At 73.1% G+C, this 16528-nt stretch carries 17 protein-coding genes; 12 read left to right on the plus strand and 5 right to left on the minus strand.

Translation table 11 applies throughout. From position 1 onward, the window contains the following. Nucleotides 1–85: 85 nt before the first annotated feature. Complete coding sequence (locus tag IE242_RS08900) at nucleotides 86–526, minus strand: hypothetical protein (RefSeq protein WP_229858524.1); 441 nt, start codon at nucleotides 524–526, stop codon at nucleotides 86–88. Nucleotides 527–730: 204 nt separating this feature from the next. Between IE242_RS08900 and IE242_RS08905 the strand changes: the two genes are divergently transcribed. The 6 genes from IE242_RS08905 (at nucleotide 731) to IE242_RS08930 (ending at nucleotide 8065) form a co-directional block, all read left to right on the plus strand. Continuing rightward, nucleotides 731–1327, plus strand: coding sequence for a (2Fe-2S)-binding protein (locus IE242_RS08905; RefSeq protein ID WP_189857107.1), 597 nt, complete (start codon nucleotides 731–733; stop codon nucleotides 1325–1327). Continuing rightward, nucleotides 1324–2325 carry an FAD binding domain-containing protein gene (locus IE242_RS08910; protein ID WP_189857109.1) on the plus strand — a complete coding sequence of 334 codons (1002 nt, stop codon included), beginning with the start codon at nucleotides 1324–1326 and terminating at the stop codon, nucleotides 2323–2325. The genes IE242_RS08905 and IE242_RS08910 overlap by 4 nt, the downstream gene beginning before the upstream one ends. 39 nt (nucleotides 2326–2364) lie before the next feature. After that, a complete protein-coding gene (locus tag IE242_RS08915) occupies nucleotides 2365–4515 on the plus strand; it encodes a xanthine dehydrogenase family protein molybdopterin-binding subunit (RefSeq protein WP_373299483.1) in 2151 nt (716 codons plus the stop codon). 102 nt (nucleotides 4516–4617) lie between these two features. Further along, nucleotides 4618–5835, plus strand: coding sequence for a hypothetical protein (locus tag IE242_RS08920; RefSeq protein WP_189857111.1), 1218 nt, complete (start codon nucleotides 4618–4620; stop codon nucleotides 5833–5835). Between the two features lie 133 nt (nucleotides 5836–5968). Continuing rightward, nucleotides 5969–7333: an FAD-dependent oxidoreductase gene (locus IE242_RS08925; protein ID WP_189857113.1), complete on the plus strand. Its 1365-nt coding sequence runs from the start codon at nucleotides 5969–5971 to the stop codon at nucleotides 7331–7333. 111 nt (nucleotides 7334–7444) lie between these two features. Beyond that, nucleotides 7445–8065, plus strand: coding sequence for an L-threonylcarbamoyladenylate synthase (locus tag IE242_RS08930; protein ID WP_189857115.1), 621 nt, complete (start codon nucleotides 7445–7447; stop codon nucleotides 8063–8065). A gap of 33 nt (nucleotides 8066–8098) precedes the next feature. On the opposite strand, the gene IE242_RS08935 is transcribed toward IE242_RS08930, so the two are convergent. Next, nucleotides 8099–9127, minus strand: a complete 1029-nt coding sequence (locus IE242_RS08935; protein WP_189857576.1) for a DUF6745 domain-containing protein — start codon at nucleotides 9125–9127, stop codon at nucleotides 8099–8101. A gap of 54 nt (nucleotides 9128–9181) precedes the next feature. Beyond that, the gene (locus IE242_RS08940) at nucleotides 9182–9508 is read right to left on the minus strand and encodes a DUF8820 family protein (protein ID WP_189857117.1); all 327 of its coding nucleotides are present in this window, start codon (nucleotides 9506–9508) and stop codon (nucleotides 9182–9184) included. A gap of 164 nt (nucleotides 9509–9672) precedes the next feature. Between IE242_RS08940 and IE242_RS08945 the strand changes: the two genes are divergently transcribed. The 5 genes from IE242_RS08945 to IE242_RS08965 are packed head-to-tail and all read left to right on the plus strand — an operon-like array spanning nucleotide 9673 to nucleotide 14923. After that, on the plus strand, nucleotides 9673–10644 hold the full coding sequence (locus tag IE242_RS08945; protein WP_189857119.1) for an STM4015 family protein: 972 nt from the start codon (nucleotides 9673–9675) through the stop codon (nucleotides 10642–10644). Then, nucleotides 10641–11792, plus strand: a complete 1152-nt coding sequence (locus tag IE242_RS08950; protein WP_268249435.1) for an STM4014 family protein — start codon at nucleotides 10641–10643, stop codon at nucleotides 11790–11792. Before IE242_RS08945 ends, IE242_RS08950 begins: the two co-directional genes overlap by 4 nt. 16 nt (nucleotides 11793–11808) lie before the next feature. Beyond that, on the plus strand, nucleotides 11809–12615 hold the full coding sequence (locus tag IE242_RS08955) for an STM4013/SEN3800 family hydrolase (RefSeq protein ID WP_189857581.1): 807 nt from the start codon (nucleotides 11809–11811) through the stop codon (nucleotides 12613–12615). After that, nucleotides 12612–13994 (plus strand): STM4012 family radical SAM protein, encoded by a 1383-nt coding sequence (locus tag IE242_RS08960; RefSeq protein WP_189857121.1) that lies wholly within the window; start codon nucleotides 12612–12614, stop codon nucleotides 13992–13994. Before IE242_RS08955 ends, IE242_RS08960 begins: the two co-directional genes overlap by 4 nt. 11 nt (nucleotides 13995–14005) lie before the next feature. Next, on the plus strand, nucleotides 14006–14923 hold the full coding sequence (locus IE242_RS08965) for an STM4011 family radical SAM protein (protein ID WP_189857123.1): 918 nt from the start codon (nucleotides 14006–14008) through the stop codon (nucleotides 14921–14923). On the opposite strand, the gene IE242_RS08970 is transcribed toward IE242_RS08965, so the two are convergent. Beyond that, nucleotides 14862–15611: a class I SAM-dependent DNA methyltransferase gene (locus IE242_RS08970; protein ID WP_189857125.1), complete on the minus strand. Its 750-nt coding sequence runs from the start codon at nucleotides 15609–15611 to the stop codon at nucleotides 14862–14864. The two genes, IE242_RS08965 and IE242_RS08970, sit on opposite strands and share 62 nt — an antisense overlap. Before the next feature lie 142 nt (nucleotides 15612–15753). On the opposite strand from IE242_RS08970, the gene IE242_RS08975 reads away from it, so the two are divergent. After that, entirely contained in the window at nucleotides 15754–15900 is a 147-nt protein-coding gene (locus tag IE242_RS08975; RefSeq protein ID WP_189857127.1) for a hypothetical protein, read from the plus strand. 37 nt (nucleotides 15901–15937) lie between these two features. Here the strand turns inward: IE242_RS08975 and IE242_RS37485 are convergent. Beyond that, the coding region (locus IE242_RS37485; protein WP_229858527.1) for a PP2C family protein-serine/threonine phosphatase at nucleotides 15938–16528 on the minus strand (591 nt) is incomplete at its 5' end.

Consider the following 16528-nt stretch of genomic DNA (forward strand, 5'->3'; position numbering starts at 1 on the left):
CACCACCGGTCGTACCACCGTGACGACACAGCTCAGGAGCAGCCCGAGTGGCTGCTCCTGAGCTGTCTCCGGCCGCTCCCGGAGGTCACATCCGTCCGCCGATCCACCGCGCGACGGGACCGTACGTGTGGCGCTCCGCGCGGCGGCCCGCCGCGTAGGACGCGGCGGTCAGCGCGGTGAGGCCCGCGCCGACGCCCGCGGCGACGAGCTTGCGGTGCATGACCACCGTCCAGGCCGTCCTCGCGGTGGCCGCCACCTGGCCCGAGGCGGTGACGATCGCCTGACGTCCCGTCTCGACGCCCTTGACCGCCGCCTGGACGGCCCCGGACGTCACGTCGGCCGTCCGTCCGGCGGCGGCCGACGTGGCGGACCCGGCCGCTGACGTCGCGTCATCCGCCGTCCGCCCGGCGGTCTTCGCGGACTGCGCGGCGGGAGCCGTCGCCTTCTCCGCGGCCCGCTGGCCCCTGGCTGCGGCCGCGCGCGGGGACGCGGTCTTCCGGCTCGTGTTCTCGTTCGTTCCACTCATGGGAACCGCTTTGCCGTTCGAGTGAACGGCAAACGCCATGTGCTCGTTCACCCGTTCGCCTCACGGTGTGCGACGAACGCCGCGCCTCGCCCTCACTCCCCGTACACATCCGGCGTCTCCCGCGTGCCGGTCCGTGTCGGCTGCCGCAGCCTGGATACGCGACCCGACAGCATCCTGTCCCCCCGCGGAAGGCCATCGAACTCCATGGGCAGCCAACCTCACGACGCCACCCCGGGCGGCGCCGGCGCCTCCGTCCCGGCGGAAACGACGGAAAGCGCGGAAAGTCATCACTCCGACGTGACGCTCCGCGTCAACGGCACCTCCCGGACCCTGACCCTCGACCACCGGCGCGCGCTGCTGGACGTCCTGCGCGAGGACCTGGACCTCACGGGCGCCAAGAAGGGCTGCGACCACGGCCAGTGCGGTGCCTGCACGGTGCTGGTCGACGGCCGCCGGGTCAACAGCTGTCTCCTGCTCGCGGTCTCGCTCGACGGCCGCGAGGTCGTCACCGTGGAGGGGCTGGGCGACGGCGACGGGGAGGTGCACCCCCTCCAGCAGGCCTTCCTCGACCGCGACGCCTTCCAGTGCGGTTACTGCACCCCGGGACAGATCTGTTCCGCACTGGGCGCGGTCGACGAGGCGGCGATGGGCCACCCGTCGCACGTCACGGACCCCGGCAGGCCGTCGGGCCGGCCGATGCCGCTCGACCGGGACGAGATCCGTGAGCGGCTGAGCGGCAACCTGTGCCGCTGCGGCGCCTATCCGCACATCGTCGACGCCGTGGAGGACGTGATCCGGTGAAACCCTTCGCCTATGTACGCGCCGGGAGTGTCGAGGAGGCGGCCGAGGCGTACGCGACCCGCCCCGGCGCCCGTTACCTCGGCGGCGGCACCAACCTCGTCGACCTGATGAAACTGGGCGTGGAGGAACCCCGCGCCCTCATCGACGTCAGCCGGCTGCCCCTGGACACGGTGACGGAGCTGCCCGACGGTTCGCTGCGCATCGGGGCCACGGTCCGCAACAGCGACGCCGCCGCCCACCCGGCCGTCCGCGACCGCTGGCCCGCCCTGTCCCAGGCACTGCTCGCGGGCGCCTCCGGGCAGCTGCGCAACACGGCGACGACGGGCGGCAACCTGCTCCAGCGCACGCGCTGCCCGTACTTCCAGGACGTCACCAAGCCCTGCAACAAGCGGCAGCCCGGCAGCGGCTGCGGCGCCCTCGACGGGGTCCACCGCGACCACGCGGTCCTCGGGCACTCCGAGACCTGCGTCGCCACCCACCCGTCCGACATGGCGGTGGCCCTCGCGGCCCTCGACGCCCGGATCGAGCTGTACGGGGCCGACGGGGTCCGCAGTGTGCCCGCGGACCGCTTCCACCGGCTGCCCGGCGACCGCCCGGAGCGGGACACCGAGATCCGCCCCGGCGAACTCGTCACGGGCGTGGTGCTGCCGGCGGCCACGGCCGGTCTGCCGTCCCTGTATCGCAAGGCCCGCGACCGCGCCTCGTACGCGTTCGCCCTCGCCTCCGTCGCCGCCGTCCTGCGCGTCGAGGGAGGGGTGGTCCAGCAGGTGGGGATCGCCTTCGGCGCGCTGGCGCACCGGCCGTGGCGGGCCGAGCGGGCCGAGGCGGCGCTCCTGGGCGCGGCCCCCACGAGGGCCGCCTTCGAGCACGCCCTCGACCTGGAGCTGGAGGCCGCCCGGCCGCTGCGGGACAACGCCTACAAGGTGCCCCTGGCCCGCAACATCGGTGTGGACGTCCTGACCCGCCTGGCCCCGCCCGCCGCGACCGACCTGACCTGACCCCGACGCCGGCACGCCTCAAGGGCGAAGGAGAACCACATGACCGACTCCCCGGCCGACCCCATGGCCGAGCCTCACACCGCCACCGGTGCCCCCGCCGAGCGCCGGGAAGGGCGGCAGAAAGTGACCGGCGCCGCCCGCTACGCCGCCGAGCACCCGCTGCCCGGACGGGCCCACGGATGGCCGTTGCAGGCGGCGGTCGCCCGCGGCCGGGTCCGCCGCGTCGACGCCTCGGGCGCCCTGGAGATGCCGGGCGTCCTCACCGTGCTCACCCACGAGAACGCGCCCCGGCTGAACGAGCCGGACGACCCCATGCTCGCCGTCCTGCAGGACGCCCGGGTGCCGCACCGCGGCTGGCAGGTGGCCCTGGTCGTCGCCGAGACCCTGGAGCAGGCACGCGCCGGTGCCGCGGCGGTCCGCGTCGACTACGAGACCGAGGCCCACGACGTCACCCTCACCGAGGACCATCCCGCCGCGTACGTCCCCGACGAGGCCAACGGCGGGCAGCCCGGCACGCGGGAACGCGGCAACCCGGAGGCCGACTTCGACTCCGCGCCCGTCAAGGTCGACGCCGTCTACCGGGTGCCGCCCCTCCACAACCACCCGATGGAGCCCCACGCGTCCACCGCCCGCTTCGACGGCGACCGGCTCATCGTGCACACCTCCAGCCAGGGCGGCACGACCGTCCGGCAGACCCTCGCCGCGCTGTTCGGGCTGCCCGAGGAGCGGATCACCGTCTCCGCCGAGCACGTGGGCGGCGGGTTCGGGTCGAAGGGGACACCGCGCCCGGACGTGGTGCTGGCCGTGATGGCCGCCCGGGAGACCGGCCGGCCCGTCACCGTCGCCCTGCCTCGCGCCCAGCTCGCCACCGTCGTCGGGCATCGGGCCCCCACCCTGCAGCGGCTGCGCCTCGGCGCCGGGCGGGACGGCCGTCTCACCTCCCTCATCCACGAGGTCACGACCCACACCTCGCACGTCAAGGAGTTCGTGGAGCAGGCCGCCGTCCCCTCGCGCGTCATGTACGCCTCACCCCACAGCCGGACCCTGCACCGGGTGACCCCGCTGGACGTACCGAGCCCGTCCTGGATGCGGGCGCCCGGCGAGGCCCCGGGGATGTACGCCCTGGAGTCGGCCATGGACGAGCTGGCCGACGCGCTCGGCATGGACCCGGTCGAGCTGCGGATCGTCAACGACACGGACCACGAGCCGGACAGCGGCGATCCGTTCAGCAGCAGGCACCTGGTGGAGTGCCTGCGGGAGGGCGCCCGCCGCTTCGACTGGGCCGGCCGCGCCACCCGGGCGCGGGCCGCCACGGGGAACGTGCTGGTGGGGTCGGGCGTGGCCGCGGCCACCTATCCCGTGATGGTGTCGCCGTCCACCGCGTCCGCGCACGCCCTGCCCGACGGCACCTTCGTCGTACGGGTCAACGCCGCCGACATCGGTACGGGCGCCCGCACCGTGCTCGCCCAGGTCGCCGCCGACGCCCTCGGCGTCCCGCTGGCGGACGTCCGCACGGAGGTGGGCAACAGCGATCTGCCCGCCGCTCCCCTGGCCGGCGGGTCGTCCGGCACGGCGTCCTGGGGCTGGGCCGTGCACGAGGCGTGCACGGAGCTGAAGGACCGGCTGGCCGCCCACGCCGGGCCCCTCCCGGCGGACGGACTGGACGCCCACGCCGACACCAGCGGCACGGCCGACGCGGACAGCCCCTACGCCCGGCACTCCTTCGGCGCCCATTTCGCCGAGGTCGCCGTCGACACGGTCACCGGCGAGGTGCGGGTCCGCCGGCTGCTGAGCGTGTTCGCCGCCGGCCGCATCCTGAACGCCCGCACCGCGCGCTCCCAGTTCATCGGCGGCATGACCATGGGGCTGGGCATGGCGCTGACCGAGAGCAGCACGATGGACGCCGCCTTCGGGGACTTCGCCGAGCGCGACCTGGCCTCGTACCACGTGCCCGTCCACGCCGACGTGCCCGCGATCGAGGCGCACTGGATCGAGGAGGACGATCCGCACCTCAACCCCATGGGGAGCAAGGGGATCGGCGAGATCGGCATCGTCGGCACGGCCGCGGCCATCGGCAACGCCGTCCATCACGCCACCGGGATCCGCTTCCGCGAGCTGCCGCTCACACCCGACAAGGTGCTGACCGCCCTCGGCGAGCGGCATCCCGTACGGCCCACTATGACCGCCTGACACACCCGTGTGGGGGGTTACGGGAACCCTCCCTTCGGGCTCTTGACGTGAGCGGACCATACTGGGAGGTGCACCCCGACTCCCATCTGCGCAGGTAGAACCATGGCGAAGTCCCCCGCTGCCCGTGCCACGGCTCCCGACAGCGTCTGGCTGGCGCGCGGGCGTCACACGGGCACCACCCCCGCCGAGGAGCTGATCCGCCACCGTCTGGCGGAGCTGAAGAGCACCGAGGCGATCCAGGACCATCTGGAGTTCGACGGCCCCGACGACGACTCCGACTCCGGCCGGCGCGCCTTCGAGGCGCGCTGGCTGGTCGCCGGCGACGTCGTGGTCCGTGCACGCATGACCGTCGGCCCGCCGGACGGCAGGGACGGCGCACAGGAGTGGGTGCTCGCGGCGGAGGCGGAGCGTCCCTGGGAGCTCGGCTGGCCGTCTCCCGCCACCGTCTTCTGGCCCGAGGACGAGTACGTCGCCTGGGACCAGGACGTGGTCCCGGGTCTCCGCTTCCGTACGACGAATCCGCTGCCCACGGACGACAAGGAGCTGCGGCGCCTGCTCAGGGACTGTGTCCGGCGCAGCGGGAGCATCCATGTCGTCGTCCACGAGGCCATGACCCCGGACGAGCGCGGACGACGCCCCCTGACGCCGCTGCTGCCGCCGAGTCTGCGCCACCGCGTGGTGGAGCACCGGGCCGCGCCGGACCAGTTCCAGATCGTCAACTGGGTGCTCGACGACCTGGGCGCGCGGGTGCCGCGCGGCGGCGCCGTCGTGCTGCCGAGCACGCCCCCGCGCCCCGGCTACGACGCCGGCGACTTCGCGGTCCGCACGGTGTTCCTCGACGGTTCGGAGCCGGCCGAGCTCATCGACACGGTGCTGCGGTACGCCGCGCTGCCCCGGCCGCTGCCGGAGTGGGCCGAGGAGGCCGTCACCGGGCTGCGCGAGCAGTGGCACCTGATGACCCTCGAGGAGGAACTGGCCCAGGCCCGCGCCCTGGTGGCCACGTACGCGGAGGCCCTGGAGGCCATGACGAAGTCCCGGGACCTCTACCGCGAGGCCGCCGAACGCGCGCACGAGGCGCTGAGCGCCTACCGGGAGGGCAACGGCACGCTGCCCGCGCCGCGCGAGGAACCCCGTCCGCGTGAACGTTTCTCTCTGCGCGCGCTGACGAAGCCGCTGGAGCGCGCACGGGCCGGGCTGCTCGCCGCTTCCTCCGAGTCGAGATCCGAGACCGAGCCCGAGACCGTCCCCGCACCCGCGTCCGCACCCAAGCCGGAGGCCGAGACCGAACCCGATCGCGAGGGCGTCAAGGAGAGCACGTAACATGGGCCGTCTGGGTTCCCTGGCCATAAAAGTGGTTTATGAGGTCATAGGGCCGACCCTCGTACCAGCTTAGGGTTACCTTAGTTTAGGGTTGCCTACGAGTCGTTCATCACCGCTCGAAGGGAACCTGATCATGCCCCGCCCCCTGCGGGTAGCCATTGTCGGAGCCGGCCCCGCCGGGATCTATGCCGCCGACGCGCTGCTGAAGTCCGACGTGGCCGCCGAGCCCGGCGTGTCCATCGACCTCTTCGAGCGGATGCCCGCGCCGTTCGGACTGATCCGCTACGGCGTGGCCCCGGACCACCCGCGCATCAAGGGCATCATCACCGCCCTGCACCAGGTGCTCGACAAGCCGCAGATCCGTCTCTTCGGCAATGTGGACTACCCGCGCGACATCAACCTCGACGATCTGCGCGCCTTCTACGACGCGGTGATCTTCTCCACCGGCGCCACGGCCGACCGCGCGCTGGACATCCCCGGCATCGACCTGGACGGCTCCTACGGCGCCGCCGACTTCGTCTCCTGGTACGACGGCCACCCCGACGTCCCGCGGACCTGGCCGCTCGAGGCCGAGAAGGTCGCCGTCCTCGGCGTCGGCAACGTCGCGCTCGACGTGGCCCGCGTCCTCGCCAAGACGGCGGACGAGCTGCTGCCGACCGAGATCCCGCCGAACGTGTACGAGGGCCTGAAGGCGAACAAGGCCCTCGAGATCCACGTCTTCGGCCGCCGCGGGCCGGCGCAGGCGAAGTTCAGCCCGATGGAGCTGCGGGAGCTGGACCACTCCCCCAACATCGAGGTCATCGTCGACCCCGAGGACATCGACTACGACGAGGGCTCGATCGAGACCCGGCGCGGCAACAAGCAGGCCGACATGGTCGCCAAGACCCTGGAGAACTGGGCGATCCGCGACGTCGGCGACCGGCCGCACAAGCTGTTCCTGCACTTCTTCGAGTCGCCCGCCGAGATCCTCGGCGAGGACGGCAAGGTCGTCGGCCTGCGCACCGAGCGCACCGAGCTGGACGGCACCGGCAACGTCAAGGGCACCGGCACCTTCAAGGACTGGGACGTCACCGCGGTCTACCGGGCCGTCGGCTACCTCTCCGACAAGCTGTCCAAGCTGCCCTGGGACGTCGCGTCGGGCACGGTGCCGGACGAGGGCGGCCGGGTGATCGAGGAGAGCGGCGCCCACCTCCAGTCGACGTACGTCACCGGCTGGATCCGCCGCGGTCCGGTGGGCCTCATCGGCCACACCAAGGGCGACGCCAACGAGACGGTCTCCAACCTGCTGGACGACTACGCGAACGGCCGTCTGCACACGCCCGCCTCGCCCGCCGAGGAGGCCGTGGACGCCTTCCTCGCCGAGCGGAACGTCCGCTTCACCACCTGGGAGGGCTGGTACAGGCTGGACGCCGCGGAGAAGGCGCTGGGCGAGCCCCAGGGCCGCGAGCGCGTGAAGCTCGTCGAGCGTGAGGACATGCTCCGGGAGAGCGGCGCGTAAGTCCTCCGGACGGACGCACACCCGGACACATTTCGTACGGCGGAAGGCGGGCCCCCTGACGAGGGGCCCGCCTTCCGCCGTACGGGTCGGGTGACGCCTTAGGCTGGCCGGATGGCCAAGTACTTCGACGTGCACCCGGACAACCCCCAGCAGCGCACCATCGGTCAGGTGGCCGACAGCATCCGTGAGGGGGCGCTCGTCGCGTACCCCACGGACTCCTGTTACGCCCTGGGGTGCCGGCTCGGCAGCCGTGACGGCATCGAGCGGATCCGGGCGATCCGCCACCTCGACGACCGGCACCACTTCACGCTCGTGTGCCAGAACTTCGCGCAGCTCGGGCACTTCGTACGCGTCGACAAGGACGTGTACCGGAGCGTCAAGGCCGCCACGCCCGGCAGTTACACCTTCATCCTGCCCGCGACGAAGGAGGTGCCGCGCCGGCTCCTGCACCCGAGGAAGAAGACCGTCGGCGTGCGCATCCCCGACCACACCGTGACCCAGGCTTTGCTCGCCGAACTCGGCGAACCACTGCTGTCCAGCACGCTGCTGCTGCCCGACGAGAAGGAGCCGCTGACCCAGGGCTGGGAGATCAAGGAGCGCCTCGACCACGTGGTGGACGCGGTGGTCGACTCCGGCGACTGCGGCACGGAGCCGACGACGGTCATCGACTTCTCCGAGGGCGAGCCCGAGATCGTACGCCGGGGGGCGGGCGACACCTCACGGTTCGAGTGAGGCCGGCGCCCGGCCTGCCGTAGGCCGCTCGTCTCAGGTCTGCCGCAGCGGCGCGTACGCGTCGGCGTCCAGACCGAACGTCCAGGCCACTCCCTCGCGGGCCGTGCGGGTGGCGGGCGGCACCCGGAGCCAGTACGTACGGCTCGTGCCGTCCGGCTCGGGCGTGGAGTTCACGACCTCGACCATCACCACGTCCTCGTCGCCGAGCAGGGGTATCCGCCAGAGCACGCCCGTCTCGTCGCGGTGCACCGGCTCCGCCCCGGACTCCTTCAGATACCGGTCGTAGCCGTAGTGCTCGAGCATCACACGGCGCAGTTCCGCGTTCTCCTCCTCCCGGACGCGCTCCGGTGTCAGCGTGCCCAGCTGGTCGAGGAACTCACCGGGCACGGGCATCCCGCGCCAGGCGTACAGGGCGAATCCGTCGCCGTAGGCGAGCGCGGGGCCGTCGCCGCGGTCCAGGCGGCCCGCCTCGTCACGGTGGAGCGAGACCGGCCGCTCGCTGACGACCGCCACCTTCTCGTACGGCCACCACCAGCCGGCCGTGCGGGCCACCTCGGCCAGTCCGTGCAGTCCGGACTCCGGGCCGGTACCGAAGGCGGACAGCCAGGCCGCGTCGTGCTGGCCGAGGACCGCGTCCAGCAGGAGCAGGCGGATCCCGGGCTCCTCCGCCCGACCGGAGGCCAGCGTCTCGACGACGCCCCTGCGGACGCGGTCGACGAGCGGGTGCGTGGCCTCCCACAGGTCGGCGCCCGTGGCGCGCCAGTGGCCGGCCCAGCCCACCGGCCCCAGCTCCTGGTGCAGGCGGTCGCGTTCGGCGGCGATCGGTGCGTTGCGGAGCGCGTCCCGTACGCTCGCTCCCGTGTCCGGCAGCGGTTCACCGGCCTCCGTCCGCTCCCCCGACAGCAGCCGTACCGCCTCCAGCGGTGAGCGGGCCCAGACGATGTGCCCGGGTTCCGCGAGTCCCGCCCGCCGGTAGGCGAGCCTGACGCCGGCCTCCGCCACCGCCCGCTCACCCGGTCCCGTGGCCGCCGCCACCGTCCGCCAGTCCGCCCGCTCCGACATACCGCTCTCCTCCTCGATCCCGATGTGCATGACCCTGTCTCCGCTGACGGGGCGTCAGTCCGCGACGATCCGCACCGAGCCCGGCACGTACTCGCGCTGCCGTACGACCCGGTACCAGCCCTTCGGCAGGGAGATCGCCGCGTGCTCCTCGTGCACCACCCGCGCGCCCTCGGGGACATGCAGCAGCATCGGCCCGAAGGCGCTCGCCTCGCGGATCAGCCGGCCCGGGCCCACCACGGCGTGCGCGTGCCCGGTGACCTCGCCGAGGGCGAGGACGAGCCGGCCGCGCGGGTCGCGCGGCTCCGACGGCGCGTCAGCGGCCTGCTCGGGCACGGCACTCTCCGCCAGCGGAACGATCAGGACGTCTCCTTGCCGGTACATGGGTCTCCCTCCGGTCGGGGCACGTGGTGTGCCATGTCGAGGACCGTAGAGGCAGGCACTGACAATCGCCCGGTGCGCGGGCCCGGCGCCCGTGTTGTCAGTGGGGCTTGGTACAACTCCCGTACTCGACGACACAGGACCACGGGACGAAGGAGCGGGCGCACATGACCACCGGGAACGACCTGCAGGAGTTGCACGACCTGCCCATCTTCCGCTTCCCCGCACGGGAGGACGGCCCCGTGGACGCCACCGGCCTGCCGGCGCCCGAGTCGGTGGCCTGGAAGATAGAGGTGGGGTCGCGCGACGGCCATGAGGAGTGGGAGGACGCCTTCGATCGGTTCCTCGCCGCCGTCGACACGACGCGGGTGCGCGCACTGATCGTGGGTTCCTGGGGCTCTCCGTCCCAGGTGGGCCCGCTGGACGCGATCGAGGCGCTGGTGGCCGCTCGTGACCGGCTGCCCGCCCTGCGGCGGTTGTTCCTCGGTGAGTTCGGCTTCGAGGAGAGCGAGATCTCCTGGATCGAGCAGGGCGATGTCACTCCGCTGCTGGAGGCCTTCGGGGAACTGGAGGACTTCGGTGTGCGCGGCGGCAACGGGCTGCGTATCGGCCCCCTGCGGCACGAGCGGCTGCGCAGGCTGAAGGCGGAGACCGGCGGCATGTCCGCCGAGACGGTCCGCGGGGTGGCCGCCTGCGACCTGCCCGCCCTGGAACACCTGGACCTCTGGCTGGGCACTCCGGACTACGGCGGTGACGCCGAGGTGACCGACCTGGCGCCGTTCCTGGCGGGCAGCCGGCTGCCCTCCCTGAAGTACCTCGCGCTGCGCAACAGCGAGATGCAGGACGACATCTGCGCGGCCCTCGCCTCCGCGCCGGTGGTGGCCCGTCTCGACGTCCTCGACGTGTCGATGGGGGTGCTGACGGACGACGGCGCCACCGCGCTGCTGACCGGCCAGCCGCTCACCCACCTGAAGTCGCTGGACATGCACCACAACTACCTCAGCGACGCGATGCGCACCCGGCTGCGGGACTCCCTGGAGCCGGCGGGCGTGGCGGTCGACACCGACCCCGGCCACGCGGAGGAGGACGAGGACGAGGAGGACGGCGAGGTCTGGCGCTACGTGGCGGTGGGTGAGTGACAGGACGGTCGCGCAGCTGGGCGGTCGTCGGGAACGGGGAGAACCGGCGGGTGGGGATGTTCGTCGAGGCGGCGCGGGCCGCCGGCCTCGGCACGCCCCGCGTCGTCGAGTGGCGCGACGTCCTGCGCGACGGCGGTCACACCTTCGCGGACGACGAGATCGTACGGCTGGACTCACCGGGCGAGAACGCGGAGGTGGACCGGCGCCTGCGCGGGGCCGTCGAGCCGACGCGCGTGGAGGGTTCCGCCCGCTGGTACGCCGGCTTCCTGGACGCCGTCCGCTCGCTGCGGGGCGGGATACGGCTCGACGACCCGGACGAGCTGGCCGTGCTGTTCGACAAGCGGCTGTGCCATGCCCGGATGGAGGCGGCGGACGTGCCGGTGCCGCCGTCGCCCACCTCGGGCGGGGCGCTGCCGGTGCGCGGCTGGGACGACGTACGGGCGGCGATGCGGGAGCACGGCATGCCGCGCGTCTTCGTGAAGCCGGCCCACGGCTCCTCCGCCTCCGGCGTGCTGGCCGTGGAGACGGCGGGCGGCGGGCGGATCAGGGCGACCACGTCGGTGGAGGTGACGCCGGGCGGGCTGCACAACTCGCTGCGGCTGCGCCGCTACACCGGCGAGCGCGAGATCGCCGCCATCGTGGACGCGCTGGCGCCCGACGGCCTGCACATCGAGCACTGGCTGCCGAAGGCCTCCACCGCCGACGGCAGGGTCGCCGACCTGCGGGTCGTGGTCGTGGCGGGCCGGGCCACCCACGCCGTCGTACGCACCAGCCGTTCCCCGCTGACCAACCTTCACCTGGGCGGGGCCCGGGGCGATCTGGCGGCGGCCGTCGCGGCCGCGGGCGAGCGGTGGACGCGGGCGCTGACCATCTGCGAGGAGGCCGCCGCCTGCTTCCCGCGCACGCTGTGCGTGGGCGTGGACCTGCTCCCGGCGACCGGCTGGCGGCAGTTCGCCGTCGGCGAGGTCAACGCCTTCGGCGACCTGCTGCCCCGGCTGACCGGCCTGCCGGGCGGGCCCGCGGAGGGCCTCACCACCTACGCGGCGCAGATCGCCGCCGCGCGAACGGCCGTGCCCCTGCCGTCACCGGCCTCACCGCCCGCGCGCCCGCACCACACCGAACCGAGGAACGACCATGCAAGCCTCTGAACCGCCGGCTCCCGACATGAACGAGGTGGTGGGCCGCGACGACCTGCTCCTGCTCACCCTCGACACCCTCCGCCACGACGTGGCGGTGGAGCTCGCCGCGGCCGGCCGCCTGCCGAACCTGACCGCCCATCTGCCGGGCGGCACCTGGGAAAAGCGGCACGCTCCCGGGAACTTCACCTACGCCTCGCACCAGGCGATGTTCGCGGGCTTCCTGCCGACTCCCGCGGCACCCGGACCGCACCCCCGGCTGTTCGCGGGACGGTTCGCCGGCAGCGAGACCACCGCCGGGCGCACCTTCGTCTTCGACACTCCCGACCTCGTGACGGCGCTCGCCGGACACGGCTACCGCACGGTGTGCGTCGGCGGTGTCGGCTTCTTCAACAAGCAGGGAGCGCTCGGCAACGTCCTGCCGGGCCTGTTCCAGGAGAGCCACTGGGCACCGGAGTTCTCCGTCGCGTCCCCGACCTCCTTCGAGGCACAGGTGGCGTGCGCCGAGCGGATCGTGGCCGGACTGCCCGCCGAACAGCGGCTGTTCCTGTTCCTCAACGCCTCCGCGCTGCACCAGCCCAACTGGTTCCACCTGCCGGGCGCCACCCGCGAGGCGGGCGACGGCCCGGAGACCCACGCGGCGGCACTGGAGTACATCGACCGGCACATCGGGCGGCTCTTCGCCGCGATGCGCTCGCGCCGCCGCTGCTTCGCCATCGTCTGCTCCGACCACGGGACCGCGTACGGAGACGACGGATACACGGGGCACCGCCTCGGCCACGAGTCCGTGTGGACCGTCCCCTACGCCCACTTCTTCCTGGAGCCGTCCGCATGACCGCCCCCGTCGTCAGCGCCCCTTCCGCCGGAACGCGGCCGCCCCGCCCGTACCAGCACTACGTCTACGCCTACCCCCACAAGACGGCCTACCGGCCCCTGGTCCCCACGCCCCGGCTCGCGGACCTCTGGTCCGGGGAGCCGAAGCAGGCCCTCTCGCTCTACGCGCACATACCCTTCTGCGAGGTGCGCTGCGGCTTCTGCAACCTGTTCACCCGGATCGGCGCCCCCGGCGACCTGACCCGCCGTTACCTGGACGCCCTGGAGCGGCAGGCGATCGCCGTCCGCGAGGCGCTCGGTGACACGGAGCCGGTGCGCTTCGCGAACGCCGCGTTCGGCGGCGGCACGCCGACCTTCCTGGAGGCCGCCGAGCTGGACCGGCTGTGCGACATCGCGGAGCGGCACATGGGCGCGGACCTGCGGGCGATCCCGCTGTCCGTGGAGGCCTCGCCCGCCACGGCGACGGCCGACCGGCTGGCCGTCCTGGCCGGACGGGGCACCACGCGGCTCAGCCTCGGGGTGCAGAGCTTCGTCGAGGAGGAGGCGCGGGCGGCCGTACGGCCCCAGCGGCGCGCCGACGTGGAGGCGGCCCTCGCGCGCGTCCGCGAGGCCGGCATCCCGGTGCTCAACATCGACCTGATCTACGGCATCGACGGGCAGACGGCGGCCAGTTGGCGGCTGTCCCTGGACGCGGCCCTCGCCTGGCGGCCGGAGGAGATCTACCTCTACCCGCTGTACGTCCGGCCGCTCACGGGCCTGGGCCGCCGCCGCACCGATCCGGAACCGGAGGCCGCCGACCGGGAGTGGGACGAGGAGCGGCTGCGCCGGTACCGCGAGGGCCGCGACCATCTGCTCGCCCACGGCTACGAACAGGTCTCGATGCGCATGTTCCGCCGCGCGGACGCCCCGCCGCAGGGACCGGACGACTACGCCTGCCAGACCGACGGCATGATCGGCCTGGGCTGCGGCGCCCGCTCGTACACGTCGCAGCTGCACTACTCGTTCGACTACGCGGTGGGCATGCCCGAGATCCGCTCCCTCATCGACGCGTACACCGCCACCGAGGACTTCGGCCGGGCCGTGCACGGCCGGGAGGTCGACGGCGACGAAGCGAGGCGCCGCCATCTGCTGCAGTCCCTGCTCCAGGCGGAGGGGCTGCCGGTCGACGACTACCGGCGGCGCTTCGGCTCCGGCCCCTACGACGACTTCCCGGCGGAGCTCGCGGCGCTGGACTCGCGCGGCTGGCTGGCGGAGCCGGAGGGACCGGGCTCCGGGCGGCTGCGGCTCTCCGCCGAGGGGCTGGCGCACTCGGACGCCATCGGCCCGGAGTTCTTCTCCCCCGCCGTACGGGCCGCGATGGCCGCGTACGAGCCGAAGTGACGGCGGCCGGGATGGACACGACGACGGACCTGACGATCCTGTACCGGGGGCCGCTCGCCTCCTGCGACTACGACTGCCCGTACTGCCCCTTCGCGAAGCGCCGCGACTCCCCGGAGCGGCTGCGCGCCGACCGCGCGGCCCTGGACCGGTTCACGGCCTGGGCCCGCACCGCCGGCACGGACCACCGGCTGTCGGTGCTCTTCACGCCCTGGGGCGAGGGACTGGTGCGCTCCTGGTACCGCCGGGCGCTGGTGGAGCTCTCGCACGAGCCGCACATCGACCGGGTGGCGATCCAGACCAATCTGAGCTGTCGCACCGAGTGGCTGACCGGGGCGGACCTGGACACGCTGGCACTGTGGTGCACGTACCACCCGGGGCAGACCCCGTACGACCGCTTCCTCGGCAAGACCCACCGGCTGGCGGAGCTCGGCGTCCGCTTCAGCGTCGGTATCGTCGGCCTGCCCGGGCACCTGGAGCACGCCCGGCGGCTGCGCGCGGACCTGCCCGGGCACGTGTACCTCTGGGTCAACGCCGCCGAGGGACACACGTACACCGACGAACAGGCCGCCCGGTGGACGGAGCTGGACCCGCTCTTCCCCTACAGCCGCCATCCGCACCGCTCCGCCGGTCTGCCCTGCCGGACGGGCGCGTCCGTCGTCTCCGTGGACGGCGAGGGAACCGTCCGGCGCTGCCACTTCGTGCCCGCCGAACTGGGGAACCTGTACGACGGCTCCTACCGCGCGGCCCTCGCCCCGCGCCCGTGCCCGCTGGCCGTCTGCGACTGCCACATCGGGTACGTGCACCTGGAGACGCTGCCGCTGTACGACGTCTTCGCGGGGGGCGTCCTGGAGCGCGTCCCGCGCGCGGTCACGTCACCGGTTCTCCTGCCTTCTCCCAGACCGAGACATGGCGGCGGCTCTCGCCGGTGAACGGCTCCCGTGTCCAGGTCTCCCACCGGTCACGCAGCCGCAGCCCGGCCAGCCGTGCCATCAGGTCCAGCTCCGCCGGCCACACGTACCGGAAGGGGACGGACCAGTGCTCGGCGCGCCCGTCGACGATCGTGACGTAGTTCGAGCTCATCGCCTGGGTGACGACGTCGTACGTGTCGAACGCCCACCCGGTGGGACTGATCCGGAACGGTACGGCCGTCTGCCCGGGCGGCAGGAGGCGCAGCTCGGGCACCCCCACCTCGACGACGAAGCAGCCGCCGGGCCGCAGGTGGGCGGCGGCGTTGCGGAAGCAGTCCACCTGGGCGTCCTGCGTCGTCAGATTGTTGATGGTGTTGAACACGAGGTAGACGACGCCGAACTCGCCCTCCACCTGTGTCGTAGCGATGTCACCGATCGTCACTCCGACGGCGTCACCGCCCGGCTTGGCCCGCAGCCTCGCCACCATGGCCCGCGACATGTCGATGCCGTGCACCGGGACCCCGCGGCTCGCCAGCGGCAGCGCGATCCTGCCAGTGCCGACGGCGAACTCGAGGGCCCGGCCGTCACCGGCGAGGCCGGCCAGCAGGTCGACCGCGGGGTCCACCGCCTCGGGCCGGAACATGTCCGCCGACGACTCGTCGTAACGGGCCGCGATGTTCTCTCCGAAATAGCCGTCCTCATCGAGCATGCCGGGACCGTATCCTTCGGCACCCGGCCGTCGCGCCCCATTTTTCCTGCCGCTGTGCGGGGTAGTCGAACACAGAGGGACGAACACCCCTCGGATGTTCCCGACAGGTGTCACAAGTACCAGAGGTCCCGGGAGGGAAGTCGTGGCCGGAGTGCTGCAACGCATCAAGATGTTCGCCAGGAGCCCGCAGGGCCGGCGCACCATGGACCAGGTCCGGCGCGCCGCCGCCGATCCCCGCCGCCGCGCGCAGGCGCAGCGGCTGCTGGGGAGGCTGCGCACCCGCCGCTGAGCCGCACGGGAGCACGGCGGCACGGGCTGCCGGCGGCTCACATCACCTCGATGCTGATGATGCACGTGTCGTCGTCCGTGTCGGACCTGCTGTACGTCAGCAGGTGGTCGAGCCGCTGTTCGAGGCTGGTCCGCGACGTGGCCGCCGTCGTCACCAGGTGGTGCAGGGACTCCTCCATGGAGCGGTCCCTGCGCTCCACCAGGCCGTCCGTGTACATCAGCAGGGTGTCGCCGATGTCCAGCCGCACCTCCGCCTCCTGGTAGGCCACGTCGGAGACGGCGCCCAGCAGCAGTCCCTTGAGCATGGGCAGGGTCGCCGCCTGCCCCTCCCGGACCAGGACCGGCGGCAGATGGCCCGCCCGGGCCCAGCGCAGCACCCGGGTGGACGGGTCGTACAGGGCGCATATGGCGGTGGCCGTCACCGAGTTGGTCAGGTGGTGGGCGACGTTGTTCAGCCAGGACAGCAGCTGGGCCGGGCCTGCCCCGGTGACGGCGAGGCCGCGCAGGGCGTTGCGCAGGACGACCATGCTGGTGGCCGCCTCGATGCCGTGCCCGGCGACGTCCCCGACGCTCAGCAGGACCTGCTTGGACGGCAGCACGACCGCGTCGTACCAGTCGCCGCCCACCAG

This window comes from Streptomyces poonensis (genome assembly GCF_014650915.1).
In the GTDB taxonomy this organism is placed as follows: Bacteria; Actinomycetota; Actinomycetes; order Streptomycetales; family Streptomycetaceae; genus Streptomyces; species Streptomyces poonensis.